We start from the raw sequence: 24,343 nt of genomic DNA, 5'->3' as shown, positions 1-24,343 counted from the left end.
TGATTCCATCCAAGCACGGTGCGCACCGCTGCGGGCCATATTGCGGCAGGGATCACCGTGGGGACCTCGCCGGAAGTCGCCGGGGCCCACATAGAGTGGGGTGATGGATATCCTGTTCGGCCCCATTTTCAACCCGCTGCAGGCATTTTCCTTGGTGCTGAAAATCCTCGGGGTACTCATTATGTGCGCGTCAGAGGCATTTTTGGCGCGGCGCAACGAGGTGGGTTGGTGGCTCGCCATGGGATCATTTGCGCTGGAAATTCCGGGGGCAATGCTCACGCTGCCCTATGCTCTCTTTGGCTCTGCCCCGGAGCTGCTCGCCTATGGCGTATCGGTGTCCCTGACATCGCTGGTGGGCGTTGGCGCCAGCATTTACGGGCTGTCCCGGTTCTGGCGGGCACCCGCCAATGGGCCCCTGGTCCGCAGAATCGCGTTGCGGACTTTCCGCCCCCGTGATCTGGTGGCGCCCGCACTTGTCGCGCTGCTGTACGCCGTCTGCTACGTCCTTCCGCTGGTGGTGCTGGAGCGGGTTCTGGCGGCGTCCCGCAGCCTGGCCGGCCTCCCCTTGGCGCAGCTCCTGCTCTCCGGGTTCTGCATCGGGCTCCTTGTGGGCGGCCTCGCGGGGCTGGCGCGGCGCTCGCGCTGGGCGTGGTTGCTGGTCGCGGTGTCGTCCCTCGTCTCACTGCTGGGAGTTGCAGCAGCTACGCAGGGCTCCGTGCTGGTTTTTCTCTTCATGGCCCAGGCCGTGCTGGCCTTGTATGGCTTTGTGGTGTGGGGGCGGTTCCGGGCCGTGTCAGGAAGTCGTTGACAGGACCGGCTGTGCCGTGGTCAGATGGCCGTGGAATATTCGAATCGACTCCAAGGAGGACCCAATGATTGCTCGCGCAGCCTTCCGCGCCCAAAACATTCGCTTGTCCTTCCACAGGAGTCGATTCACCCATGAAGTATTCTGCTGACCAACAGCACTTCGAAAAAACCTCAAACACCACCCGTCGGCGTTCCCGCGAAGCCATGCTCCGCGCCTCAAACTGGAACGTCCTGGACGATTCCCTCGCCGACAACCAGCGCTGGTCCACCTGGCCCGGTTTGGAAAAACTTATGCGGGGCCCGCAGCCCTACCCGGACTGGCTCATCGAGGATGCCGCCGCCGTCGACACCGAGCTGGGCGTCCTGAAAACGGGCAAGGAGGCGGACGTTTTTCTTGTCGAACGCGCCGCGGATTCCCGGGGCGTGCTTTTGGCGGCCAAGCGCTACCGCTCCGCCGAGCAAAGGCTATTTCGCCGCGCCGATGCCTACACCGAGGGCAGGTCCGTGCGGCGCTCACGGGACGCCCGGGCCCTCAAAACCGGCAGCAGCTATGGCCGTGAGGTGGAGGCGGGCCGCTGGGCCGACGCCGAGTGGAGCTACCTTCGCATGGCCTTCGAAGCTGGCATAGCTGTGCCATATCCGGTCCAGATTTGCGGCACGGAGATCATGATGGAGTTCATCGAGGACCCGGAAAATCCGGGGGTGGGAGCACCGCGCCTGCAGTCTGTCAATCCCGGTCCGGAACGTTTGCAGTCCTACTGGGAGCAGTTGGTGGTCGCCATGACGGCATTTGCCCGGATGGGCTTTGCCCACGGCGACCTGTCCCCCTACAACCTGCTGGCCGCAGGCGACCGCCTGGTGGTCATCGACCTGCCGCAGCTGGTGGACCTGGCCGGCAACCTGCAGGGCGCTGAGCTGCTGGCCCGGGACTGCCGCAACATGTGCGCCTGGTTCACCTCCCGCGGGCTGGAGGTCGACGACGGCGAACTGCTGGGTGGGCTGCTCGCTTCCGCCTGGTGAGGGCGTTTTCGAATCAGTCGGAACCCGGGGCCGACCGGATCCTCCCGGGGCCGAACGGCAGCCAGGGTGCTGAATACACCAGTGGCGCCGAGGCTCCGGGCTCCGCCACGAATTCCACCTCGCCAAACTTCCAGAGCCTGTTGAACAGGAAGATTGTCACGACGGCGGCACCGTCCCCGGGTACTTTCCAGTTCCGGGTGCCCCACTGGGCGGGCTGCCCCACGCCATTGACGACGACGGTCGGCTTGGGCCCCAGCCTGTGCCAGGGCTTGCGCAGGGTCAGCTGGAATCGGCGGGTGGTTCCTGTTGGTTCGATCACACACCCCAGCCTATAGAGGGGTTGGCCGCCGCAGCTCCCATTCCCGGTCCGGCTTCAATTCCCTGAGGAAGGCGCTGTCATGGCTGGAAACGACCAGTGCACCCTGGAAGTCGGCCAGTGCGGAGACCAGCTGCTCGATGGAGGCCAGGTCCAGGTTGTTCGTGGGCTCGTCCAGGAACAACAATTGCGGGACCGGTTGCGCCAGCAGGATCCTGGCCAGGGCCACGCGGAAGCGTTCGCCCCCAGACAGCTCCCCCACGGCCTGGTCCACCAGCGTGCCGCGGAAGTGAAAGCGCGCCAGCTGCTCGCGAACCACCCCCAGCGCCGCGTCCGGCGCCGCGGCCCGCACATTTTCAATGACTGAAAGCGAGTCGTCGAGCCCCTCCCACCTGTCATCCTCCACACCAATGCGCTGGCGCAAATACCCCACCGGCACGGAGGCATGGGGGCGGAGGGCGTCCAGCAGCGTCGTCTTGCCCACACCGTTGGGCCCCGTCAGCGCCACCCTCTCCGGCCCCCGAAGCGTGAGGCGGGCCTGGGGCGAAAGGGGCGTGCCGCCGTCGTACATCTCGCCCAGGGCAACCGCGGCGGTGGGCGCGTCCAGCACCGTCCGGCCCGCGGGCACCGCGGTTCCCGGCAGCCCGATCCTGATGCGGGAATCGGGCTGGAGGGCGTCGCGGGCGGCAGCGAGCGCCGCTGCGGCGTCGGATTCGCGGCTGCCCATGGTGCCGCGCAGCTTGCCGGCCGACTCCTGGGCACGCTTGCGCAGCTCGTTGGCAAGGATTTTGGGCATGGACTCGGCCGCCTTTCGGCCCTGCCGGGCGCTGCGGGCAATCTTGGTCTCGGCCTCAATGCGCTGGCGCTTTTCCAGTGCGAACCGGGCGCCGGCGTCTCGGACCATGCGCTCGGCGGTTTCCTGCTCCGCCCCGCGCTGCGCCGCGTACGCGTCCCAGTTGCCGCCGTGCCTGATGAGCTGCACCCGCTCCCCCGACCACGCACGGCTGCGGACGGGCCGGAGCTCGGCGATGGCGTCCACGCGCTGCAGCAGTTCCCTGTCATGCGTGGCCACGAGCAGGGTGCCGCGCCAATTTTCCACCGCCTGGCAGAGCCGGTGGCGGGCGGCACGGTCCAGGTTGTTTGTTGGTTCGTCCAGGAGGGTGATGGGCCGGGCGGCAAGCTCAAGCCCGGCGAGCGCGGCGATCATGGCCTCGCCGCCGGACAGCGTCCCCACGGTGCGGTCCAGGAATTCCGGGCCCGACGCCGGGAGGCCGTAGCCGGCCAGCAGCGCAACGGCGCGTTCCTCAATGTCCCAGTCGTCCCCGACCACCTCCAGGTTCCCTGCCATGCCGTCCTCCCGTCCTGCCAGGACGGCGGCCAGGGCGCGGCGCTTGTCGGCCAGGCCCAGCAGCTCGGCCACGGGCTGGTCCGTGCGCAGGGTCAGCTTTTGGGGCAGGTAACTGACGGCCGACGACGTTTCCACCGTGCCGCCGTCGGCCGCCAGTTCCCCGGCGATAAGGCGCAGGAGGGCGGTTTTGCCCGTCCCGTTGGGGCCGACCAGGCCGGTGCGGCCTTCCGTGAAAGTGGTGGTGAGGTCGGTGAAGACCGGGGTGCCGTCGGGCCAGGAAAAAGTGGCGTGGGACAGCGAAATGGGGTGGGTGTTCGGCATGGTTCTCCCTGGGCATGGATGCGCCGGGAGCCGCACGCTTTCCTGTGGCAGAGGCGTGCGTCGCTGCGGCGCGGATTAGGCGAAGGCGACCATGATCTTCAAGGGAGTTTCCTCACGGAGGGGATAAGAACTTTTCCAGTCTTGCACGGGGCGGGGCGGAGTTGTCAAGGGCCGTCAATCGATTCATGCGGCGCCTCAGCTCCCGGGGCAGGCCTGCGGCGCGCAATGAGCTCCGCTTCGCCCTCCCCGCTCAGCCCCGAGGAAAGCTGGCGCCCGGCCCACGGCTCCTCCGCTGAAATGATGTCCCGGAACGTCTCCACGAGGGGCCTGCGCACCAGCCCCATGTCCAGCGCCCGGGCGTCCGATCGCCGGGCGAATCCAGCGTAGTCGTCACCCGAGGGGAGCACCAGCGGAAGGGACCGCGGCCCGCTCCAGGGGGACACGCCGTCGTCCGCCATGGCGGAGAGCGGGTACGGGACTATCAACGGGTTGGTGTTGGCCGCCTCACGCGCCGCGATGAGCGCATCGGTCAGCGGCACCGAAGCCCCCACTGCGTTGACCGGGCCCGTCCGCCCGGCCAGCCCGGCATGAAGCAGGAAGGCCGCCAGGTCCCGGACGTCGACGAGCTGGACGTGCTGCCGGTACCCGCCGCCGTCCTGGTACGGCGCCAGGACCGGCTCACGGCGGTCCGCCACACGCAGCGGCCAGTAGCTGCTGCGCGCGGTGGGGTCCCCCGGACCGCCGACCAGCCCGGGCCGGACCAGCAGCGCGTTGCCGCCGCGATTTGCCGTGGTCAATTGCTCGCACCCCGACTTGGCCTCGCCGTACAGTTCGGAGGCGTACGCCTCTCCGGGCTGGAGCGGGGCGAGCAAGGGGGCGTCCTCCCGCTGCCCAGGGGCGGACTGGTCCGCATACACCGAGCAGGACGACACGAAAACCCAGTTGCGGGTGCGGGGTGAAAGCGCTTCAAGGGCGCCCCGGGCATGGGCGGGAACCCGGGTCAGTTCCACAGCCAGGTCCCACTTCTGCGCGGCCACGTGCCGGTAGGCGTCAGGCTTGTCCCTGTCAACCACGACGGCGACGGCCCCTTCCGGGAAAGCGCCGGCTTCCCCGCGGGCCAGGCAGGTGACGTGGTGGCCGGCGTCCAGGGCCAGCCGGGCGATGGTGCTGCCCAGCCATGCCGTGCCGCCGAGGATCAGGATGTTTGCCATGCTGTCCACCCAACCCTGCGCCGGTTTTGCCTGCAAGGGATTTCACGCTCAGCGCAGGTGAGGGAGGGATTGGGAAAAGTGCCCGGATTGTGAGGGAGGGATTGGGAAAAGAGCCCAGATCGTGAGGGAGGGTCTGGTGGGGCGGTCAGGGGCCGGGGGCTGAGGCCAACGGGGGTAGTTGCGGGGCTGCCAGATTGATCGTTTAGTCTGCAATCATGACTTTTGCCTCCGGACAGCTGGGAACTGCAGGACTACAGGGAACCGCAGGCCAGCTGGGAGGCGCCGTCTCCGACTGGTGGCACGCCGTGCTGGCCGGATTCATCCGGACCGGCACGCCCGTGGTCCCCGCCGTCGTGCTGCTGGGCATCGTGGCAGTGGCCATAGTGCTGAGCATTCCGCGCGCCACGTGGCGGTGGTTCGGGCTGTATGTGACGTTTGTGCACGAGCTGGGCCACGCCTTTGCCGCGCTCATGACCGGCCGCTTCGTTCACGGGCTGAAGATCGGCCTGGACCATTCCGGCCAGCTGGTCAGCAGCGGGCGGCGCGGCTTCAGTGCCACCTGGTCCGGGTTTTGGGGTTACCCGGCCCCCGCTGTGGTGGGGGCCGTGCTGGTCTGGTCCGTGTCGGCAGGCTGGGCCGGGGCGGCCATGTCGGTGGGTGCGCTGGTGCTTTTGGCGGCGCTGGTTTTCCTGCGCAATTTCACGGGGATTCTGGTGGCGCTGGCCAGCGCCGCTGTTGCCCAGGCGCTGGTGATGCTGGTGGATCCCCTTGGTGTCAGCTACGTGGTGCTGGCCCTGGGCATCGCACTGGGCGTGGGCTCGGTGCGCGACTTCTTCAAGGTCGCCGCCGTCCACACCACCCGGCGCCGGCAGCTGGCCACCTCGGATGCCTGGATCCTGGCGCAGTCCACCGGCGTCCCGTCAGCCGCGTGGCTGGCGGGCTTCGCCGTGGTCATCGCCGGCTGCGCGGCGCTTTCCGCCTGGCTGTTGTGGGGGTTGCTGGGTTAAGTCCCGTTGTGAACCCTGTAGTGAACGTGGACCACGCCGTTGCCGAACGTGTGCTCGTCCAGCAGTTCCAGCCCGGTCCGGACGTCGTGGGGCAGTGCACGGGTGCCGCCGCCGACGATGACGGGCGAGAGAAACAGGTGGACCTGGTCCACCAGCCCGGCTGCCAGCGCCTGGCCGGCAAGCTCGGCGCCGCCCACGGCGAGGTCCGCCGTCGCCTCCGTCTTCATGCGGCGGACGGCGGCCGGGTCAAAGTTGGCCTCGATCCGCGTCCTGGCCGTTTCCGCCTTGTGCAATGTCCGGGAGTAAACCACCTTGTCCGCCTGGTGCCACAGCTCCGCATAGTCGCGCACCACGCGGGGCAGGTCCGTTTGCCCGTACATGGTTTCCCAGACTTTCATGGTCTGGTACAGGCGGCGCCCGTACAGGTACGTGCCCATGGGGCGTTGCAAATCGTTGACGAAGGCGTGGACCTGCTCGTCCGGCTCGCTCCAATCAAAGTTGCCACTTGAATCGTTGACGTAGCCGTCCAGCGACGTGATTGCGGCGTAAATGAGTTGTGCCACGGCGATCATCCCCTCACATTGGCGTTGCAGAGTGCCTGCCCGCCCCTCCAGTATTCGCTTTCGCGGCGTGGGGCGGGAGCCTATTTGCCCATCTTTTTCAGCAGCCACTTCACAATGGCGTCCGACTGGCTGCCAAAGGGGTCCTCGTTCACCACGTAGGTCCAGGTGGAGGACGCCCGGCGGATGCCCGCCGCCTCCAGGTCCACCGTGCCGCCGGCCAGTTCCAGGCCGTCGAAGGATTCCCGTGCACTGTCGGCGGCCCGGTCCAGGAACCCCTCAAAGGCCAGGATGGTTTCGCGCCTGAATTCATCCAGTGGGTTTTGCCGGCCCAGGGCCCGTAAGTGGATGGCGGCGCGCTGTTCGGAGAGGAGCGCCAGGTGGTCGCTCCAGTGCGCATCCAGGTGGAACAGCATGAGCTGGCGGCAAACACGAACCAGCTCCCCGTCACCGAGGGCCGCGCGGAATTCGTCCCATCGTTCCGCCCCGTCAAAAGGGGCCAGCGCCGCAGCGTCCTCCGCCAGCACCCTGTCCCGCTCGGCCAGCACCACCCGGCGCTGGTAGGCGATGAGTTCGTTGTACTTCCACGAATTTTCCTGGGTCGTGAACCGTTCCTGCTCGGCCAGCCGCTGGGCCCGGTCCAGGAGCCCGTCCATGCCCGCCCGGTTGAGCAGGCCGTCGTCGTCAGCGTCCCCGGCAACCGAGGCCGACAGCTCAAGGCCGTGCGCCTCCTGCCCGTTGGCGGCCGGATCCTCCACGCTGGAGTAGATCACACTGGCGCCTGGATCACCCTGCCGCCCGGCCCGGCCCTTGAGCTGTCCGTCCAGCCGGGCCGAATAGAAGCGGCCCGCAATAACCACCAGCAGCCCGCCCAGCTCGGCCACCTCTTGGTGTTCGCCCGCGCCAGCGTCCCTGCCGCCGAGCAGGATGTCGGTGCCGCGGCCGGCCATTTGCGTTGAAACCGTGACGGCGTTTTTCCGGCCTGCCTGTGCAATGACCTCCGCCTCCAGCGCGTCATTCCGGGCGTTGAGGACCTGGCATTCCACGTCCCTGGCCGTGAGCGCGGCCGCGAAGCGTTCGGAGGCAGAGACGCTGTGGGTGCCCAACAGCACGGGCTGGCCCGTGGCGTGGGCGGCCGACACTGCCTCGACGACGGCGGCGTCGCGTTGTTCCGCCGTCGCATAGATGTGCTCAGGCAGGTCGCGCCGGATGGAGGGCACATGCGGCGGGATGCGTCCGGCGTCGAGCAGGTAATGGGTACGCAGATACTCGGCCACGGCCACGGCGGTCCCGCTCATGCCCGTGACGGTGGCGAATTGCTTGATGAGGTCGCGCACCAGCAGCTGGTCCAGCACCTCCCCCTGCTCCGTTTTGTGCAGGCCCTCCTTCGTTTCCACGGCGGCCTGGAGCCCGTCCGGCCAGCGCTGGGTGTGCGCCACGCGGCCGCGTGAATCGGAAACAATCTGCGCCTGTCCGTCACGCACAATGTAGTCGACGTCGCGCTCCAGGAGCACCTGGGCATGCAGGGCAACGTTGATGGAGGAGAACAGCGGCGTGCCTGCCGCGGAATAAAGCTCGACGCCGGGCCACCTCGCCTCCGCCTTGTTGATGCCGGCGTCGCTGAGGGAGACATTGCGCCGGTCCGGTTCCACCGTGTAGTCGGTGTCCGGGTCCAGGCTGCTGACAAAATCCGCCACGTCCACGCCCTGCAGTTCGGTGCGGGCCCGGCCGGCCAGGACTAGCGGAACCACGGCCTCATCCACCAGCACCGAGTCGATCTCGTCAACGATGCACACGTCAAAGTCCTGCAGAACGGCTTGTTCCGGCGAGGTGCGGCTGCGGTCCCGCAACACGTCGAAGCCGAGCTCGTTGACAGACACGTACACCACGTCGGCACCGTAGGCGAGCTTTTTCTCCTCTCGGGTGCTGTTTGCCGTCACGGAAGCCGCGGTGACACCCAGCTTGTCGAAATAGGGGCCCATCCAGGCGGCGTCGCGCTGTGCCAAGTAATCGTTGACGGTCAGCACGTGCACACGCCGGCCCGTGAGGGCATGGGCGCCCGCCACCAGCGCGCCCACCAGTGTTTTTCCTTCACCAGTGTCCATCTCCACCACCGTGCCCTGGAGCATGGTGGCCGCCGCGAGCAGCTGGGTATTGAAGAGTGTCATTCCCAGCGACTCCTCGGCCAGGATGCGGGCGGCGAAGAGGTAGTCCTCCAGGGGCTGCCCGGACCAGTTCGGGGAATCGTCACCGCGCATCTGCCGGAGGATGTTCCCCGCCTCCGCCAGGCCGGCTTCGGGGGCCGCCGCGTCGGCACGGGCGGCGGCTTTTTCAGCCAGCGTGCCGAACCTCGCAGTGTCGGCGATACCAGGGGTGTTGAAAAGCCAGTTCTTGAATTGCTGGGGGAAACGCAAGGTGCCTCGAGTCGTTGGGGCCTGGCCGGCCGGTGGTCCTTCCAACGTACCCGCGGCGCCAAGCGGGCGGCAACACAGTGCCCCGGTATCCAGTTAACGAAGAAGAAAGAGGCCTATCTTCTTATTTGGTCCCGCAATTCGTAGTTAGGGCTCAAATCGCAGCCAAAGCTCGCCCGGCAATTCCTACCCGCCGACCCGGAATACGCCCACCTTGGTCTCGCCGTCGCTGCGGTACACGGGGATTTCCACGGACGTCCCGGCGTGCGCAGACTGCCACGCCAACGCCTCTTCAGGGGACTTGAAGTCCGGCTGCACGGACAGCTCCCTGCCGTACACATACCCTTCCGCCCCGTTGGTGGCCACCACGGCGATCAGCACAGGGGACCCGTTGGCGTTCTGCACGCCGTACGTTTCTCCCTTGGCATTGACGCCCCAGGAACTGCTCGCCGCATTCACGTACGTGGCTTCCAGCCGCCACTGATCGTCGGGGCCGGATTTGATGGTCACGGTGTGCTGCCCGCGCGCCAGCTCCTGCCGGTACGCGGTCGTCGCGGACGGGGTGCCAATGTCGGCGGCGGAACAGCGCGCGGAGGCACCGTCGTCGAACATGAAATTGCCGGGCGTCAGGCAGGTCAGCGAAAGCGAGACTCCCGTTGCCCCGCCAGGCACCGCACCCAATTCCACCGTGGCCGGGCCCGTCCGCGTCACCGTGACGGGATTCGCGAGCGGGGAGACCACGTCCGCGCCCGGCGGCACCCAGAGCCCCGACGCCGCGGCGGCCACCCCGCCCAGCACGCCCACGCCGCTGAGCAGGCCCGCCCCCGTCCACACGCGGCGGCGCCTGGCCCGGGCCGGAGAGGACTCGACGCGCGCCACCAGCGCGGCCCGCAACGCGCCCTGGAATGTGCGGTCCATTTCGATCTGGTTCATGGCAGTTCTCCCTCGAGTTCGCGCGGTCCCGGCAGTGCATGGTCGGGCGGCTCCGGCGCCATCGCCTCCCGCAGCTTCAGCCGCGCCCTGTGCAGCCGGGTTTTGGCGGCGGATGGCGTGATGTCCAGAAGGGCGGCAGCGTCGCCGATGCTGTACCCCGCCACGACGATGAGTGCCACGAGCTGACGATCAGCCGGTTTCAGCCCCAGCACGGCCGCGGCCAGCTCGGGTTCCATGGCGTCAAGGGGGTTGAGGTCCAGGGCCTCATCGGCAGCGTCAGGCGATTCAGCCTCCCGGGACAGGGCGGCCAGGAAGGCGCGGTACCTCCGTGCGGCCCGCTGGTGGTTCCGCACCAAATTCGTGGTGGTCACCAGCAGCCACGGCAGCACCGATCCATTGACTAGCCGGACTATTGAGCGCCTGCGCCACAACTCCAGGAAGGCAGCCGCGGTGGCGTCCTCGGCGTCGTGCCGGTTGTGCAGGAAGCCATAGGCGTGGCGAAAGACGCGCGCGTTGTGGCGGTCAAAGACCAGGCCAAATGCCTCGCCGTCGCCCCTCAGGCTGCGCTCCCAGTCGGCAGCTTCGCCGGTGCTCTCCATGTTCCCCATGCACTGTATTGTCCGCGACGTGGCGAAAGGTTTCACGCACCGCGGCACCCGCCGGCTCCGCTCAGCGGCACCTCGCAACGATGGCGTCGATTTCCGCGGTCGTGACGCCGTTGGCCAGGAGGAACGCGCGGACGTCCAGCCCGTCCACAAACCGGGCCAGCGCCTGCTCGCGGTCCGCCACCACCCCGGCCAGCTCGTGCTCCGCCAGGTAGTGCTCGTAGGCGTGCTTCACGGGTGCCACCAGGTGCCAGCTGTTGATCCCGCGTGACGCGAGCTCGTCCTGGCCGGCGGCCCGGTCCGCCTGTCCGGCGAGAGCCAGCAATAGCGACGCCACCAGCCCGGTCCTGTCCCGGCCAGCGGAACAGTGGATCACCACCTTGCCCCGCGCGGCGGCCAGCACCTTGAACACGCCCGCCACCTGCGCCGGAAACAGCCGCAGGATGTCGGCGTACAGCCGCGGGTGGTTCATGTACGGCTGGACCAGCGCACGGTATTCGTCGTCGTCGGGGTCCTCCGTGGGGGCATTGACCACGTCAAATCCCGCCATCGCGCCTTCGCCGACCACCGGGTCGGTTGGCCTGCGCTTCCGCTCGCCCGGGTTCCGCAGGTCGATGACTGTGCGGACGCCGTCGTCGAACACCTGCCGCCAGCCGCGCTCGGTGAGCCACTCGCTGCGCCCCATCCGGTAGATGTCCCCGGTAAGCAGGCGCGCGTTGACGGCGCCTTCCCAGTGGGGAATCTCCGCTGCAGGCATTTAGCGCTTCTTGGCCACGCGCAGGTCAAGGCCGCTGCGCACCTGCGGCCATTCATTCGCCAGGATGGAGAAGACAACCGTGTCGCGCAGGGAGCCGTCGGCCATGCGCCGGTGGGAGCGCAGCACGCCGTCCTGCTTGGCGCCGAGCCGGGCAATGGCCGTGCGCGACTGCATGTTCATCCAGTGGGTGTTGAATTCAACGGCCACGCATCCGAGGGTTTCAAAGGCATGCCCCAGGAGCAGGCGCTTGCTGTCCGGATTGGTGCCCGTCCCCTGGACACTGGCCGCATTCCAGGTGTAGCCGATCTCCAGGCGGGGCAGCTCGGGGACAATGTTGCAGTACGTCGTCATGCCGACGACCCTGCCCGGTTCCCCCGTGGCCGGATCGTTCAGGCGTGTGGTGAACGGCAGCATCATGCCGGATTCCTGCAGGGCCAGTCTGCGTTCGATCTCCTCCCGCATGCCCTCGGGCCGCGGAACGGAGGTGTACCAGAGGTTCCAGAGTTCGCCGTCGGACGCTGCTTCAACCAGGCCGTCATGGTGGTCCTGGCTCAACGGCTCAAGGGTGACGTATTTTCCGCGCAGTGTTATCGGTGCAATTGCTGTCATGAAAAAACAGTAGCGGATGCCGTGGGGCAAAACCCGGCGCGGGTTCTGCCCCACGGTGCATCTGGGGCAGAACCCACGCCGGGTACGTCCCCACAGAGAAGTGCTGGACGGGCGGGCCGGGTCGCGGCAGACTTTTCCCATGGCCTATTCACTGCAGATCGTTGTCGACGCCCTCCAGCCCCACGAACTCGCCGACTGGTGGGCGGAAACCATGGGCTGGGAGGTGGAGCCGTCGGATGAGGCGTTCATCCGCTCCATGGCGGAGCAGGGTTTCGCCACCGAGGACCAAACCATGCGCCACTTGGGCGTGCTGGTCTGGAAAGACGGCCAGGCAATCACCGCCGGCCCGAATGAAGGCAGCGGGCAGCCGAGGATCCTGTTCCAGTCCGGGGCCCGCGAAAAGGCCGGCAAGAACCGCATCCACTGGGACCTGCGGCTGGGCGGTGACGACAAGGCTGCGGTCCGGGAAAAATTGGAGGAACGCGGCGCCACCTTCCTGTGGGAGGCCAGCCAAGGCCCGCACGCCTGGTTCACCATGGCAGACCCTGAAGGGAATGAGTTCTGCATTAGCTGACGGCCCGCCCGCTAAGATCGTGAGGGTGAGCGCAGACAATCTTCCCGAGCAGGTTTCCGACATCTTCGACCCCACCCGTTGGCGCGTGGTGGAGGGCTTCGACTTCCAGGACATGACGTACCACCGCCAGGTGGAGCGGGACGCGGCGGGCAACATCACGAGGGACCTTCCCACCGTCCGGATCGCCTTCAACCGCCCGGAAGTGCGCAACGCCTTCCGCCCCGGCACGGTTGACGAGCTCTACCGCGCCATGGACCACGCCCGCATGACCCCGGACGTGGCCACCGTGTTGCTCACCGGCAACGGCCCCTCCCCCAAGGACGGCGGCCACTCCTTCTGCTCCGGCGGTGACCAGCGCATCCGCGGCCGCGACGGCTACCGGTACGCGGAAGGTGAAACGAAGGAAACCATCGACCCCGCACGGGCCGGGCGGCTCCACATCCTGGAGGTCCAGCGCCTGATGCGCACCATGCCCAAGGTGGTCATCGCCGTCGTGAACGGCTGGGCCGCCGGCGGCGGGCACTCGCTGCACGTGGTCGCCGACCTCACCATTGCCTCCCGCCAGCACGGGAAATTCAAGCAGACCGACGCCACCGTGGGCTCCTTCGACGCCGGCTACGGCTCGGCGCTGCTGGCCCGCCAGATCGGCCAAAAGAAGGCACGGGAGATCTTCTTCCTGGCCCGCGAATATTCCGCCGAGGACATGGTCGCCATGGGGGCCGTCAACGAGGCCGTGGACCATGCCGAGCTGGAAAACACGGCCCTGGCGTATGCGGCGGACATCGCCCGCCAGTCCCCCCAGGCCATCCGCATGCTCAAGTTCGCCTTCAACCTGGCCGACGACGGCCTGGCCGGCCAGCAGGTCTTCGCCGGCGAGGCCACCCGCCTGGCCTACATGACCGACGAGGCCGTGGAGGGCAAGGAAGCGTTCCTGGAAAAGCGCGACCCCGACTGGTCCAATTTCCCCTATTACTTCTGAACCGAACTGGAACATGAACATCGAACCCCTGCTCAAGGCCCTCTCCGACGCGCTGCACGGCGAAGGCCCCGCCGTCGAAATCGACCCCACCGCACCCGGCGAACCACCTGCGTTCACCCTCATCCCCCAGGCCGAGCTGGGACTGCCGGCCGGCAGCGAAACTGACATTGCCGCCGTCGTGCGCACCTCGGGGAGCACCGGAACGCCGAAGCGGACCATGCTCAGCGTGGACGCATTGGCGGCGTCGAGCGTGGGCACGGCCATGGCGCTGCGCGGCGAGGGGCAGTGGCTGCTGGCCCTGCCGCTGCACTACGTGGCGGGGTTGCAGGTGCTGGTGCGCAGCCTGTTTGCCGGCACCCGCCCCTGGGCCATGGACCTCTCCGGCGGCTTCACGGCGGAGGCGTTCACGGCGGCCGCGGAGGAACTCACCGACAAGCTGCGCTACACCTCGCTGGTCCCCACGCAGCTCACGCGCCTGCTGACCAACCCCACCGCGGAGACGCTCACCGTGCTGCGGCGCTTCAACGCGGTCCTGCTGGGCGGCGCGCCGGCGAGCCCCGTGCTGCTCGAGGCTGCGCGCGGGGCCGGCATCAACGTGGTCACCACCTACGGCATGAGCGAAACCTGCGGCGGCTGCGTGTACGACGGCGTCCCGCTCGACGGCGTGGAGCTCGCCATCCGCGACGGCCGGGTGTGGCTGGGCGGGGACGTGCTCGCCACCGGCTACCTGGGCGACCCCGCCCTGACCGCCGCCGCCTTTACCGAGGACGACGGCGGCGGCTCGCGCTGGTATGAAACCGGCGACCTGGGCGAGGTGGACGGGGAGGGACGGCTCCGCGTGCTGGGCCGCGTGGACGACGTCATCATCAGCGGCGGGCTGAAGATTTCCGCGGGCGCCGTGGTGGACGGGCTGCACCGTGTGCAGGGTGTCCGGGAGGCGTTTGTGGGGCCCGTGCCCTCGGCGGAATGGGGCCAGCAGGTGGCGGCATTGGTGGTGGGAAGCTGCTCGGCCGAGGAGCTGAAGGCCGGCGCGGCGGCGGAGTTGGAGGCCCACATGGTGCCGCGCACTGTGCTGTTCGTCTCGGAACTGCCCGTGCTCTCCACCGGAAAGCCTGACAGGGCGGCCATTTTGGCGCTGCTGGCAGAGGCTGCGTCCGCCGCGAAGTAGCGGCGAACAGGCACAATGGAAGCTGGCAAGTTTTTGCCGCCTGTTCACAACGCAACCGCAAACAAGGAGCAAAGCCGTGGCCACTGTTGGGCAATGGATTGAAGGCGCCCGCCTGAGGACGCTTCCGATGGCAATCGCCCCCGTGATCATTGGCACCTCCGCCGCCTACGACCTCCACGGCCTGCACTGGGGCCGGGCGGTGCTGGCCGCGCTCGTGGCGCTCCTGATGCAGGTGGGCGTCAACTACGCCAACGACTACTCCGACGGCATCCGTGGCACCGACGAGGTCCGGGTGGGGCCGCTGCGCCTGGTCGGATCGGGTGCGGCGCGCCCCCGCGACGTGAAAATGGCGGCCTTTGCCGCGCTGGGCCTGGCCATGCTGGCCGGGCTTGCCCTAGTGGTCCTGTCCCAGGCGTGGTGGCTGCTGCTGGTCGGCGCCGGTGCCGTGCTGGCCGCCTGGGGGTACACGGGAGGGAAGAACCCGTACGGCTACCTGGGCCTGGGCGACGTCTTTGTCTTTGTCTTCTTCGGCCCCGTGGCCACTCTCGGCACCACGTTCACCCAGGCCGGCCAGGTGAGCACGGCGGCAGTCCTGGGTTCCGTCGCAACGGGACTGATCGCCGTCGCACTTCTCATGGCCAACAATGTCCGCGACATCCCCACAGACCGGGAGGTTGGGAAGCGGACCCTTGCGGTGCGGCTGGGCGACAGGAAGGCGCGGCTGAGCTACGTGGTGATGCTGGGGCTGGCCCTGGCACTCATGATGCCGCTGGTGCCCGCCAAGCCGTGGATCCTGCTGGTGCTGCTGCTCATCCCGTTCATGCTCATGCCGAGCTGGCTGATGCTCCAGGGCAAGCAGCGCAAGAGCCTCATCCCCGTGTTGAAGCAGACGGGCCTGCTCAATTTGGGGTTCAGCGTGCTGTTTGCCGCGGCGATGGTGCTGACGGGCCTGTAGCCGGCCTGCACCGGGCTGGGCCGGGCGGCTATTTGCCGGCGGCCCACGCGTGGAATGCGGCCGTGTTTTCCGGGCTGCCAGTGACCTCGATGTTTGCAGCACGCTGCCGGCCTGAGACGCAGAGCGCCACTTCCACAGGGTCCCCGGCCAGCACGACGGCGGCCGGCCGGCGGCCGCTGGGCGCCCTGTGGACGGCGGTGGTGCCGCGGCCGGGCGAGGCGATGCTGACACCGACGGGGCAGCGGCGATAGGTGAAGCGGGCCATGAGGGGCAGATTCTTCCATAGCGCGTCGAGCTGGCCCGCCGGAAGGGTCCGGGGGTCCTTGTTGCCGGTGCCGCGCCGCACGTCCTCGTGGTGGACCACGTATTCGAGCAGCTGGCCCCCGTCCCCCAGCCACGTCATGGGGTTCAGGGGACCGGTGCCGGCGGCAAATTGCTGCACGAGGGCCTCATATCCGGCCGCCGTCCGGGCTGTCGCGACGAGGGCGCCGAGGCGCCTTTCCTGGCCCGGGACAGGGCGGGCTGTGGTGTCCAGCATTCGCGCCCACGGATTGTGTTCGCGCTGGACCAGGTGGCCCAGCAGCGTGCGGACAGTCCAGCCCTCACACAGCGTTGGTGCATCCGGATCGGCCTGGCGGAACGTCGCCACGAGGGCCAGCCGCTCCGTCTCCATCCAGCGCACCGGGGCTCAGCCTTCCGGCTGGATGCGGGGGGTGCCGTTCTTGCGGTCCGCATCAACCCACACGTCGGGGTTGGCATCGACCAGGGCGTCTTCGGCGTCGGCGTCTGCAAGGGCCTGGGCGGATTGCGTGGTGTCTGCGTTGGGGGCCAGCCGCCTGGCAATGACCGCGGTGGCACCGTCCCGCTGTTTGCGCAACAGGAAGAAGCTCACGACAAAAGCGCAGAGGGCGGCAATCAGGGTGGACGTGAGGGGGCTGAACTGGAGGACCAGGTACGCCAGCAGGAAAAATGCCAAAAAAAGCACGCCACGGATCAGTGAGTATTTGAAGAAAGCCACGGCCCAAGTTTAGCGGCTGTTCCTGAAAGCCCGCCCAGTGGCAATTTGTCCTGCAACGGTAGAATTGGGTTATGCGTTATATCCCAGTGGTCTTCGGTGTGGTTCTCTTCATTTACGGGCTGATCGACTGCCTTCGCAGTGAGCCGGCGGATGTCCGGAGCATTCCCAAGCCCGCCTGGATCATCGTCATCGTGCTGATGCCCGTGATCGGCGTGCTCCTCTGGTTCTTCCTGGGCCGCCCGCGCTACAGCACTTCCTCCCCTGCGGCCCCGTGGACCTCCGGGCCCCGCGGCCAGTCCCCTTCCGGGCGCCCCACCCAGTTCACCGCGCCCGACGACGACCCCCTGTTCCTGCGCAACCTTGAGGTCAATCGCGCGCAGAAGGCCGAGGCCGAGCGCCTCCGCAAGCTCAAGGCCGAACTCGACGCCCGGGAGGCCAGGCTCCGCGACGGCCAGCCGAACCCGCACCCCAACGACGAAACGAAGCACTAGCGCACAACGGCGCCCGGTCCGGAGCTAGCTGGGCGCCATTACGGTGCCATTGCTGCGGCGCCGAGTGTACAGCTCTGGCGCGCTGAACAACCCCCAAGTGCGCCCATAGTACACATCTGGCGGGGTGCGCCCGAGTCGGGTCGCCGGATGTGTACGCTCGGCGGTCCCGCACCCGATGCGGGCCGCCATTCGTGTACATTCGGCGGACTGCAGCAACCGCCAGCCCTCCCCACATGTCCTCTCGGCGGCCGTTATCCACAGATTTCTCGCGGGCCCCCAAAATCCGGCTTTAAGCGTCCCGTCAGGGTCCCTAATGGATTCATGACGAAGCCATCACCGCTCCCCCCGCACCTCGCCACGCGTCCTTTCACCGTGGAACAGGCCCGCGAAGCCGGCGTCACCCGGTCCAGGACCCGGGCCTCGGACCTGTGGATGCCCAGCCGGGGCATTCGGGTGCACAAGAATGTGCCATTTGACGTCCTCGACGCCTGCCGGCCCTACACGGACAGCACTGTTTCAGCGGTCGTCAGCCATCTTACGGCCGCGAAAATCCACGGCCTCTACCTGCCCCGGCGACTCGAGGATGACCGATTCCTGGACCTGGCGCGGCCCGCAGGCATGGGGACGCCGCGCCGGCGTCGGGTACGCGGCCATCGGATGGAACTTGGCGCCGCGGACGTCCTCGAGGTGGCCGGAGTCCCGGTCACAACTGTGCAGCGTACGTTCCTGGACCTCGCACAGCTGCTCTCCCTGGATGAGCTGGTTGCCGTGGGCGACCAGATCGTGTGCGAGCACCGCCGCAGCTTTGGCCCGCCCAAAGTCGCCATGGTGGAACTGGATGAGCTGAATGCCTACCTCGCCGGCCACCAGAGCGCACGAAGCATCCGCCGGTTGCGCGAGGCGATGGGCCTGGTCCGCGTCGGCTCTGACTCGCCTCCCGAAACAAGATTGAGGCTGCTCATCGTCAGGGCGGGCCTGCCATTGTTTGTGCCCAATTGTGAACTTCTCGACGACGAAGGAAACGCGCTGGTCGCCCCGGACCTCAGCTGCGAGGAGTACCGGACATGCGTGGAGTACGACGGCGACCACCACTTCACGCCCGAACAGCACGGCAAGGACCACGACAGGGATTTCATCACGGCGTCGCTTGGCTGGCGCCAGGTGCTGGTCAACAGGGAGGACATGCGCTTCGGTGGGCGGGCAGCCGTCACCAAGGTGGCACGGATGTTGGTTCAAGCAGGCTGGCCGGACCCGAAAAACATCGCGGGGACGTCGCTGCTGGGCCTGCTGGGCACGCGAAAAGATGTGGCCTGAGCCGCGAAGGGACAGTTCTGGCGGGCAGTCTGCCCGAAATTTCGTCGAGTGTACACTTCTGGCGACCTCCGTACATCGGAGGTCGCCAGAAGTGTACTCTCGGCGGCGCGCGGACCAGGCCGCGGGGGAAACTTCTAGCTGCCCACGCCCGCGTAGGAGTGCAGGCCGGAGAAGAAGACGTTGACAATGGTGAAGTTGAATACCACGCACAGGTAGCCCGCGATGGACAGCCAGGCGGCACGGGTGCCGGTCCAGCCGCGGGTGGCGCGGGCGTGCAGGTAGCCGGCGTAGACCACCCAGATCACGAACGTCCAGACTTCCTTGGTATCCCAGCCCCAGAAGCGGCCCCACGCCTTTTCCGCCCAAATGGAACCAAACATCAGGGTCAGGGTCCAGCCCACAAACGCAATGCCGTTGATGCGGTAGGACATGTTCTCCAGGCTCAGCGCATTCGGGACCAGCCGCATGACCAGGGCCTTGTCCCGCTTCCCGGAGGCAAGGGACGCCTCGCGGCGGGATTGGAACAGCTGCAGCACGGACATGGCAAACGTCATGGTGAACAGGGCCGAGGACATGACGGCGATGGAGACGTGGATGATCAACCAGTAGCTCTGCAGGGCCGGCACCAGGTGGCCGGCCGGGGTCCAGGCCTCAAGGGACGCGTAGGTGATCATGATCAGCACCAGGCCGATGATGAACGTGCCGAGGAAGCGCAGGTCGCGGCGGGTGAGGACCAGCAGGAATATCAGTGTGACGGTGAACCCGCCGGTGGTGCAGAATTCGTACATATTGCCCCACGGGGCGCGGCCTGCACCGATCCCGCGGAAGACCACTGCCAGGCCGTGGACGACGGCGGCCAGCACAGTCAGTGCCACGGCCACCCTGGCGGCGCGGCGCTTTTCCGGGCCGTACTTCATGGAATCGCCGGCCGTAATGCCGTCCGAGCCGGCATGAACCTTGCTGCTGGGCCGTACTCCGCGGTCTTCGGGACCCGCGCCGAGGTCCTGGCCAATGCTGCCGGCGGAACCGACGCCCACCAGCCTGGCGGCGGCCACGGAGTCCGCCGCAGCGGCGGATTCCAGCGCCAGGCCGCGGCGCATCAGCTTGCTGTAGGCCACCAGGTCCCAGGCGTAGGCACCAAACGCCACGGCATAGGCCACGCCGGCCATGAACATGAACTGCTGGCTGAGCAGTGCGAATCCTGCATTGATTCCTGGCATTACTGGTCCTTACTTGACACGGTGACGCGCTGGCCGGCGTCGGGTTGGATAGTGGGTGTCTGCTTACCATCTTGCACCGGTGTGTCCACTGGCACCAGCCACTTTGCGTGGAGGGCCTTGTCGATGGCCGCCGATTCCCCCGCCAGGCGGTGGTCCTCGCCGCGGGCCAGCAGGCCGAATTCGACCATGGTGCGCCCGTCCGGGTGGTTGCCCGTGCGGATCCACACGCGGCGGCGGTTCATGAACAGTGACGCCATGAGTCCGGCCAGGGCCAGGACGGCAAAGATGAGCACGAAGTTCTGTCCGGGGTCGTGCCGGATGTCCAGGGCTGCGTAGCGCTTGATCCCGTCAAAGCTGATGGTGCCGTTGTGTTCCGGCAGCGAGTAGCTCTGCCCGGGAGCCAGCACGATGCCGCCGGCCTTCATGTCGCGGCCATTGATCTGCTTCAGCTTGGAGGTGTCGAGCGTGTAGACGTTGCGGGGGATGCCGTTGTCCAGTCCCAGGTCGCCCGTGTAGGCGTTGAGGTTCAGCTGCGGGTTGATGGGATCCGGGTCGGAGCCGTAGGTGACGCCCGTGGTCTTGTCGAGCAGCGCTGTGGGCAGGAAAAAGCCGACGAAGCCGAGCTGGTTGGGCTTGGCGTCGGGGACCTTGATGACCATCAGCGAGGTGTAGGCGCCGTCGGTGGGGATGGTGACAACCGGGCCCTGGAAGGCAATGTTGCCCTTGCTGTCCTTGACCGTGACCACCGGCGCATAGCCGTTACCGACCAGGTAGATGTTGGTGCCACCCAGGGCGACGGGGTCATTGACCTTCAGGACCTGCTTCTTGGCGGGCGCGTCGGGGCCGGACTTGGTGGTCAGGCTGGCCGTGAAGTCGATCGGCTGGCCGTAGTGGCCCGGGGACTCCCTGTCGTAGGTGACGGCCAGCTTGTCCAGCTGCACGGAGTAGGGGCTCAGTCGGTCGCTGTTGAAGTAGGCCCCGGGGGTGAAGGTGTCATAGCCCACCAGGGTGTTGACGAAGGTTTCACCCTCGACCACGATCCGCTGGCCACTGTACCCGGCAAGTCCGCTGTATGCCACGGAGGCGAGCACGCCAAGAATGGAGATGTGGAAGACCAGGTTTCCCACTTCCTTCAGGAAGCCGATTTCCGCCCCCACGGAGGGCCTGTCCGTGTCCAGGTCCCGGACGTCAACCCGGTAGCGGCGGGCCTTGAGGACTGCAGCGGCGTCCTTGACGGCCTGCGCGGCATCGACGCCGCTGCCGGCGGGGATCTCCACGGTGCCGTACTCAGCCAGGCGGGACAGGCGCTTGGGAGTGCGCGGCGGCGCGGAGCGCATGGCCTTCCAGTGGATTTTGGCCCGGGGCAGCACACAGCCCACCAGGGACGTGAACAGCAACAGGTAGATGGCGGCAAACCAGGGTGAGGAGTAGACGTCAAAGAGCTTGAACCAGTCCAGGATGGGCCCCGAGGTGGGGTGGTCCGCCAAATACTGGGTCACGTTTGAGGGGTTGGAGGGGCGCTGGGGGAACAGCGAACCCGGAACGGCCGCCACGGCCAGCAGCAGGAGCAGGAACAAGGCCGTCCGCATGCTGGTCAGCTGCCGCCAGGCCCACCTGAGCATGCCGAGGAACCCCAGCCGGGGCAGCGCAATGTCATCCTTGGCCGGCTTCTTGCTTTGCACGTCTTGCACCGAGTCATTCCTCATCAGATTGGCAATCTCACTTCACCGGCAAACCAGAACTGCAGGTTGTTGATCCATGTTCCCCACAGCCCCGTAACCATCAGCAGCCCCAGGACAATCAGCATCCCGCCGCCGAACCACTGCAGCCCTCGGCGGTGGGTGCGGAAGAAGGCGAGTGCGCCCAGGCCGCGCCGCACGCCCAGGGCGATCAGCAGGAACGGCACCCCGAGGCCCAGGCAGTACACAAAAGTCAGGAAGGCGCCCTTGGTCGCGGACGTGCCGTCGGAGAACGCCAGCGTCTGCACGGCGCTGAATGTCGGCCCGATGCACGGCGCCCAGCCCAGCCCGAAAGTGATGCCCAGGAGCGGGGCCCCCCACAGCCCGGCCGGCGGCTTCGCGTGCACCTTGGCCTCCCGCTGGAACCAACCCAGCCCGCCCAGGAACACAATTCCCATGACAATGACCACCAGGCCCAGCACCTGGGTGACCCACGCGGCGTCGGAGCCCTTCAGCCACGCACCCAGTTGGCCGAAAACAGCGCCAATGAGCATGAACACGAGGGAAAATCCCAGGACAAACAGCCCAATGCCGGCCAGCATGCGCCCGCGCCGCTGGTTCTGCAGGTCAGCGCCGGTCAGGCCGCTGACATAGCCCAGGTAGCCGGGGACCAGCGGCAGCACGCAGGGGGAGAGAAACGACACCAGCCCGGCCAGCAGGGCAACCGGGATGGCCAGCAGCATGGAGCCGCTGAAGATCGTTTCGGCAAATGGGTTGTTGACCAACGTCCCTACTTCTCGGCCAGCGTGGACGTGATCAAGGCCTTGAGCGTGCTCTTGTCCGCGGTCCCCAGAATGCGGGCCGAGACTCGGCCCTGCCGGTCCAGGACCAAGGTGGTGGGCACTGCGGCCGGCGGCACCAGGTTGCGCCGGGACAGGGCCAACAGCACGCCGCCGTCCTTGTCCATGATGCTCGGGTAGCCGATCTTGAAGGTGCGCTCGAAGGCCTCCGCCGTGGCCACCTCGTCACGGATGTTCACGCCGAAAAAGTCAACGCCCTGGGCCTTGAACTCGGAGTACAGCGACTGCAGGCTGGGCGCTTCCAGGCGGCAGGGGGAGCATGCGGCGTACCAAAAGTTGAGGATGGTGACCTTCCCGCGCACTGAGGCTGCGGTAATGGTGGTGCCGTCAAAAAGCTTGCCGGAAAATTCCACCGGGTCCGAGCGCTTGGCCAGCGCATACTCGGTGACGGAGCCGTCCCCGGCCACGAACCCCTTGTTGTCCCCGGCCGCGGCCTGCTGGGCCAGGGGGTCGTTGGCCGTGCACGCGGCGAGGGCCACGGACAGCACGGCACCGGTGGCGGCGAACAAGGAACGCCTGCTCATGGAGGAAGTCACGAGGAAGTCTTTCGTTTTTTTGGTTTCCGGAAGGCGCGTCACCCCGGATTTTTGCGCTTGGAACTTCTACAGTACGTCGAAAATGGTCTTTTTGCCTACCCGAAGCCGGACATTCAGGCTCCCGGGGTGGTGGCGGCGCCGGGCAAAAGGGCCGCCGCCGGTTCGCTGTAGCTCACGCCCACCACGTCGTCGCCGTCGAACGTCAGGGACGTCAGGGAGGCCAGGGTGCATTCACGGTTGCGGGGATCGTGCCAGAGCCGGCGCCCCTCCGCGCTGCGCCGCGTGGCCCAGATCGGCAGCTGGTGGCTGACCATGATGGCCTGCGCGCCGTCCCCTCCCAATTCAAAGGCACGACGGCGGGCATCCCGTGCCGCTGCCAGCATGCGTTCCGCCTGGGCCTGGTAAGGCTCGCCCCAGGAGGGGCGCAGTGGGTTGACGAAGTAGCGCCAGTGCTTGGGCTTGAGCAGCTCGCCCTTGCTGACCTTCATGCCCTCAAAGTGGTTCCTGGCCTCAATGATGCGCGGATCGGTGACAATGTCCAGCCCCAGTGCGGAGGCCGTGGGCTGTGCCGTCTCCTGGGCCCGGGTCAGGGGCGAGGCCACCAGGTAGACGGGGGCGTTGCCGGCGTCGGCCTGGTCCTTGAAGTGCCCGGCCACCAGCTCGGCCATGGCATGGCCGCGCTCGGACAGGTGGAAATTCGGCAACCGGCCGTAGAGCACGCCGTCGGGGTTAAATACCTCACCATGGCGCAGAAGATGAACAGTGACTCGGGGCATGTGTCCAAGTTTCTCAAAGTTACGCAACAAGGGGTTAATCAGGGAATTCACAGGCTGCGCGGGCAAGCTGGAAAAAAGTTTGGGAAAAAGTTCCCGGGCCGGGAATATTAGATGCAAACGCATGCTTATACAGCGTGAAGGCATCCCGATCGGGAACCTGACAAGCTGCACACAAACCCTCTTCAAGGAGCAACACATGACTGCAACCACCGTTGAAACCGTAGGCCTGAGCCAGGGGACCTGGAACTTTGACCCGGCCCACAGCGAAGTTGGCTTTTCCGTCCGCCACGCCGGCATCTCGAAGGTCCGCGGCAAGTTCACCGACGTCGCCGCCACGCTGGAACTCGGCCCCACGCTGGGCGACGCTGCCGTGACCGCCACCATCCAGGCCGCCAGCTTCAGCTCTGGCGATGACAACCGCGACGGACACGTGCGCAGCGCCGACTTCTTCGACGTGGAAGCCCACCCCACGCTTGCCTTCACCTCCACCAGCGTCTCCGGTGACGAAGGCGACTTTGAGCTGACCGGCGAGCTGACCATCCGCGGCATATCCAAGACCGTGACGTTCTCCGGTGAATTCAACGGCGTTGCCGTGGACCCGTTCGGTGCCACCCGGGCAGGCTTCGAGGCCAAGACCGTCATCAGCCGCAAGGAGTTCGGCCTGACCTGGAATGCAGCCCTGGAAGCCGGCGGCGTGCTGGTCTCCGACAAGGTCACAATCACCCTTGACGTGGCTTTCGTCAAGGCTGCCTGAGCCCTTTTTGCACCCTCAATGTGCCGGTCGGCCCCACGGGGCAGGCCGGCACATTTCATTTTGTCTGCCGTTCCCCTGAACACGCTATGCAAGGTACCTGCACCGGGCTAGTGT

The 24,343-nt window shown here is 67.1% G+C and carries 26 protein-coding genes; 10 read left to right on the top strand and 16 right to left on the bottom strand.

Annotated elements, in window-relative coordinates; genetic code table 11:
• Positions 1-103 precede the first annotated feature (103 nt).
• Both G6N77_RS10065 and G6N77_RS10060 read left to right on the top strand, forming a co-directional pair.
• Entirely contained in the window at positions 104-808 is a 705-nt protein-coding gene (locus G6N77_RS10065; RefSeq protein WP_165182031.1) for a nicotinamide mononucleotide transporter, read from the top strand.
• Positions 809-939: 131 nt separating this feature from the next.
• Positions 940-1,827, top strand: coding sequence for a serine protein kinase RIO (locus G6N77_RS10060; RefSeq protein ID WP_165182030.1), 888 nt, complete (start codon positions 940-942; stop codon positions 1,825-1,827).
• A 13-nt stretch (positions 1,828-1,840) separates the two neighbouring features.
• Here G6N77_RS10060 and G6N77_RS10055 read toward each other — a convergent pair whose 3' ends face one another.
• From G6N77_RS10055 to G6N77_RS10045, 3 genes are all read right to left on the bottom strand, one after another.
• A complete protein-coding gene (locus G6N77_RS10055) occupies positions 1,841-2,146 on the bottom strand; it encodes a hypothetical protein (protein WP_165182029.1) in 306 nt (101 codons plus the stop codon).
• A 10-nt stretch (positions 2,147-2,156) separates the two neighbouring features.
• Positions 2,157-3,812, bottom strand: coding sequence for an ABC-F family ATP-binding cassette domain-containing protein (locus G6N77_RS10050; RefSeq protein ID WP_165182028.1), 1,656 nt, complete (start codon positions 3,810-3,812; stop codon positions 2,157-2,159).
• Positions 3,813-3,976: 164 nt separating this feature from the next.
• Positions 3,977-5,023, bottom strand: coding sequence for an NAD-dependent epimerase/dehydratase family protein (locus tag G6N77_RS10045; protein WP_165182027.1), 1,047 nt, complete (start codon positions 5,021-5,023; stop codon positions 3,977-3,979).
• A gap of 215 nt (positions 5,024-5,238) precedes the next feature.
• On the opposite strand from G6N77_RS10045, the gene G6N77_RS10040 reads away from it, so the two are divergent.
• Entirely contained in the window at positions 5,239-6,030 is a 792-nt protein-coding gene (locus G6N77_RS10040) for a M50 family metallopeptidase (protein ID WP_205678181.1), read from the top strand.
• Here G6N77_RS10040 and G6N77_RS10035 read toward each other — a convergent pair.
• From G6N77_RS10035 to G6N77_RS10010, 6 genes are all read right to left on the bottom strand, one after another.
• Entirely contained in the window at positions 6,027-6,593 is a 567-nt protein-coding gene (locus tag G6N77_RS10035; protein ID WP_165182026.1) for a dihydrofolate reductase family protein, read from the bottom strand. The genes G6N77_RS10040 and G6N77_RS10035 overlap by 4 nt on opposite strands.
• Positions 6,594-6,673: 80 nt before the next feature.
• Complete coding sequence (gene secA2, locus G6N77_RS10030) at positions 6,674-9,004, bottom strand: accessory Sec system translocase SecA2 (protein WP_165182025.1); 2,331 nt, start codon at positions 9,002-9,004, stop codon at positions 6,674-6,676.
• 183 nt (positions 9,005-9,187) lie between these two features.
• A complete protein-coding gene (locus tag G6N77_RS10025; RefSeq protein ID WP_165182024.1) occupies positions 9,188-9,934 on the bottom strand; it encodes a peptidase M56 family protein in 747 nt (248 codons plus the stop codon).
• The gene (locus tag G6N77_RS10020; RefSeq protein ID WP_165182023.1) at positions 9,931-10,542 is read right to left on the bottom strand and encodes an RNA polymerase sigma factor; all 612 of its coding nucleotides are present in this window, start codon (positions 10,540-10,542) and stop codon (positions 9,931-9,933) included. Before G6N77_RS10020 ends, G6N77_RS10025 begins: the two co-directional genes overlap by 4 nt.
• 61 nt (positions 10,543-10,603) lie before the next feature.
• Positions 10,604-11,296, bottom strand: a complete 693-nt coding sequence (locus tag G6N77_RS10015; RefSeq protein WP_165182022.1) for a tyrosine-protein phosphatase — start codon at positions 11,294-11,296, stop codon at positions 10,604-10,606.
• The gene (locus tag G6N77_RS10010) at positions 11,297-11,905 is read right to left on the bottom strand and encodes a GNAT family N-acetyltransferase (protein ID WP_165182021.1); all 609 of its coding nucleotides are present in this window, start codon (positions 11,903-11,905) and stop codon (positions 11,297-11,299) included. It abuts the gene before it with no gap.
• A gap of 139 nt (positions 11,906-12,044) precedes the next feature.
• Between G6N77_RS10010 and G6N77_RS10005 the strand changes: the two genes are divergently transcribed.
• The 4 genes from G6N77_RS10005 (at position 12,045) to G6N77_RS09990 (ending at position 15,581) form a co-directional block, all read left to right on the top strand.
• Positions 12,045-12,479: a VOC family protein gene (locus G6N77_RS10005; protein ID WP_165182020.1), complete on the top strand. Its 435-nt coding sequence runs from the start codon at positions 12,045-12,047 to the stop codon at positions 12,477-12,479.
• Complete coding sequence (locus G6N77_RS10000) at positions 12,460-13,458, top strand: 1,4-dihydroxy-2-naphthoyl-CoA synthase (RefSeq protein WP_165182019.1); 999 nt, start codon at positions 12,460-12,462, stop codon at positions 13,456-13,458. Before G6N77_RS10005 ends, G6N77_RS10000 begins: the two co-directional genes overlap by 20 nt.
• Before the next feature lie 13 nt (positions 13,459-13,471).
• Positions 13,472-14,626 (top strand): AMP-binding protein, encoded by a 1,155-nt coding sequence (locus G6N77_RS09995; protein WP_165182018.1) that lies wholly within the window; start codon positions 13,472-13,474, stop codon positions 14,624-14,626.
• Between the two features lie 76 nt (positions 14,627-14,702).
• Complete coding sequence (locus G6N77_RS09990) at positions 14,703-15,581, top strand: 1,4-dihydroxy-2-naphthoate polyprenyltransferase (RefSeq protein WP_165182017.1); 879 nt, start codon at positions 14,703-14,705, stop codon at positions 15,579-15,581.
• A 28-nt stretch (positions 15,582-15,609) separates the two neighbouring features.
• Here the strand turns inward: G6N77_RS09990 and G6N77_RS09985 are convergent, their stop codons facing one another.
• Positions 15,610-16,254, bottom strand: a complete 645-nt coding sequence (locus tag G6N77_RS09985; protein ID WP_240901892.1) for a TIGR03085 family metal-binding protein — start codon at positions 16,252-16,254, stop codon at positions 15,610-15,612.
• A 15-nt stretch (positions 16,255-16,269) separates the two neighbouring features.
• Positions 16,270-16,599: a DUF4229 domain-containing protein gene (locus G6N77_RS09980; protein WP_165182015.1), complete on the bottom strand. Its 330-nt coding sequence runs from the start codon at positions 16,597-16,599 to the stop codon at positions 16,270-16,272.
• Positions 16,600-16,670: 71 nt separating this feature from the next.
• Here G6N77_RS09980 and G6N77_RS09975 point away from each other — a divergent pair, with 71 nt between their 5' ends.
• A complete protein-coding gene (locus tag G6N77_RS09975; protein ID WP_165182014.1) occupies positions 16,671-17,090 on the top strand; it encodes a PLD nuclease N-terminal domain-containing protein in 420 nt (139 codons plus the stop codon).
• A 321-nt stretch (positions 17,091-17,411) separates the two neighbouring features.
• Entirely contained in the window at positions 17,412-18,404 is a 993-nt protein-coding gene (locus G6N77_RS09970) for an endonuclease domain-containing protein (protein WP_240901877.1), read from the top strand.
• 134 nt (positions 18,405-18,538) lie between these two features.
• Here G6N77_RS09970 and ccsB read toward each other — a convergent pair whose 3' ends face one another.
• From ccsB to G6N77_RS09945, 5 genes are all read right to left on the bottom strand, one after another.
• The gene (gene ccsB, locus G6N77_RS09965; RefSeq protein ID WP_165182013.1) at positions 18,539-19,624 is read right to left on the bottom strand and encodes a c-type cytochrome biogenesis protein CcsB; all 1,086 of its coding nucleotides are present in this window, start codon (positions 19,622-19,624) and stop codon (positions 18,539-18,541) included.
• Positions 19,624-21,330 (bottom strand): cytochrome c biogenesis protein ResB, encoded by a 1,707-nt coding sequence (gene resB / locus G6N77_RS09960; RefSeq protein ID WP_165182012.1) that lies wholly within the window; start codon positions 21,328-21,330, stop codon positions 19,624-19,626. The genes ccsB and resB overlap by 1 nt, the downstream gene beginning before the upstream one ends.
• Positions 21,330-22,046, bottom strand: a complete 717-nt coding sequence (locus G6N77_RS09955; RefSeq protein ID WP_165182086.1) for a cytochrome c biogenesis CcdA family protein — start codon at positions 22,044-22,046, stop codon at positions 21,330-21,332. Before G6N77_RS09955 ends, resB begins: the two co-directional genes overlap by 1 nt.
• Positions 22,047-22,093: 47 nt before the next feature.
• Positions 22,094-22,687, bottom strand: a complete 594-nt coding sequence (locus tag G6N77_RS09950) for a TlpA family protein disulfide reductase (RefSeq protein ID WP_205678179.1) — start codon at positions 22,685-22,687, stop codon at positions 22,094-22,096.
• 125 nt (positions 22,688-22,812) lie between these two features.
• On the bottom strand, positions 22,813-23,475 hold the full coding sequence (locus G6N77_RS09945; protein WP_165182010.1) for a histidine phosphatase family protein: 663 nt from the start codon (positions 23,473-23,475) through the stop codon (positions 22,813-22,815).
• A gap of 196 nt (positions 23,476-23,671) precedes the next feature.
• On the opposite strand from G6N77_RS09945, the gene G6N77_RS09940 reads away from it, so the two are divergent.
• A complete protein-coding gene (locus tag G6N77_RS09940) occupies positions 23,672-24,229 on the top strand; it encodes a YceI family protein (RefSeq protein ID WP_165182009.1) in 558 nt (185 codons plus the stop codon).
• Positions 24,230-24,343: the final 114 nt, after the last annotated feature.

Source organism: Arthrobacter silviterrae, from assembly GCF_011045165.1.
Taxonomy (GTDB): Bacteria; Actinomycetota; Actinomycetes; order Actinomycetales; family Micrococcaceae; genus Specibacter; species Specibacter silviterrae.
The sequence above is the reverse complement of the archived record's forward strand: the minus strand, read 5'-3'. Positions and strand labels throughout refer to the sequence as shown.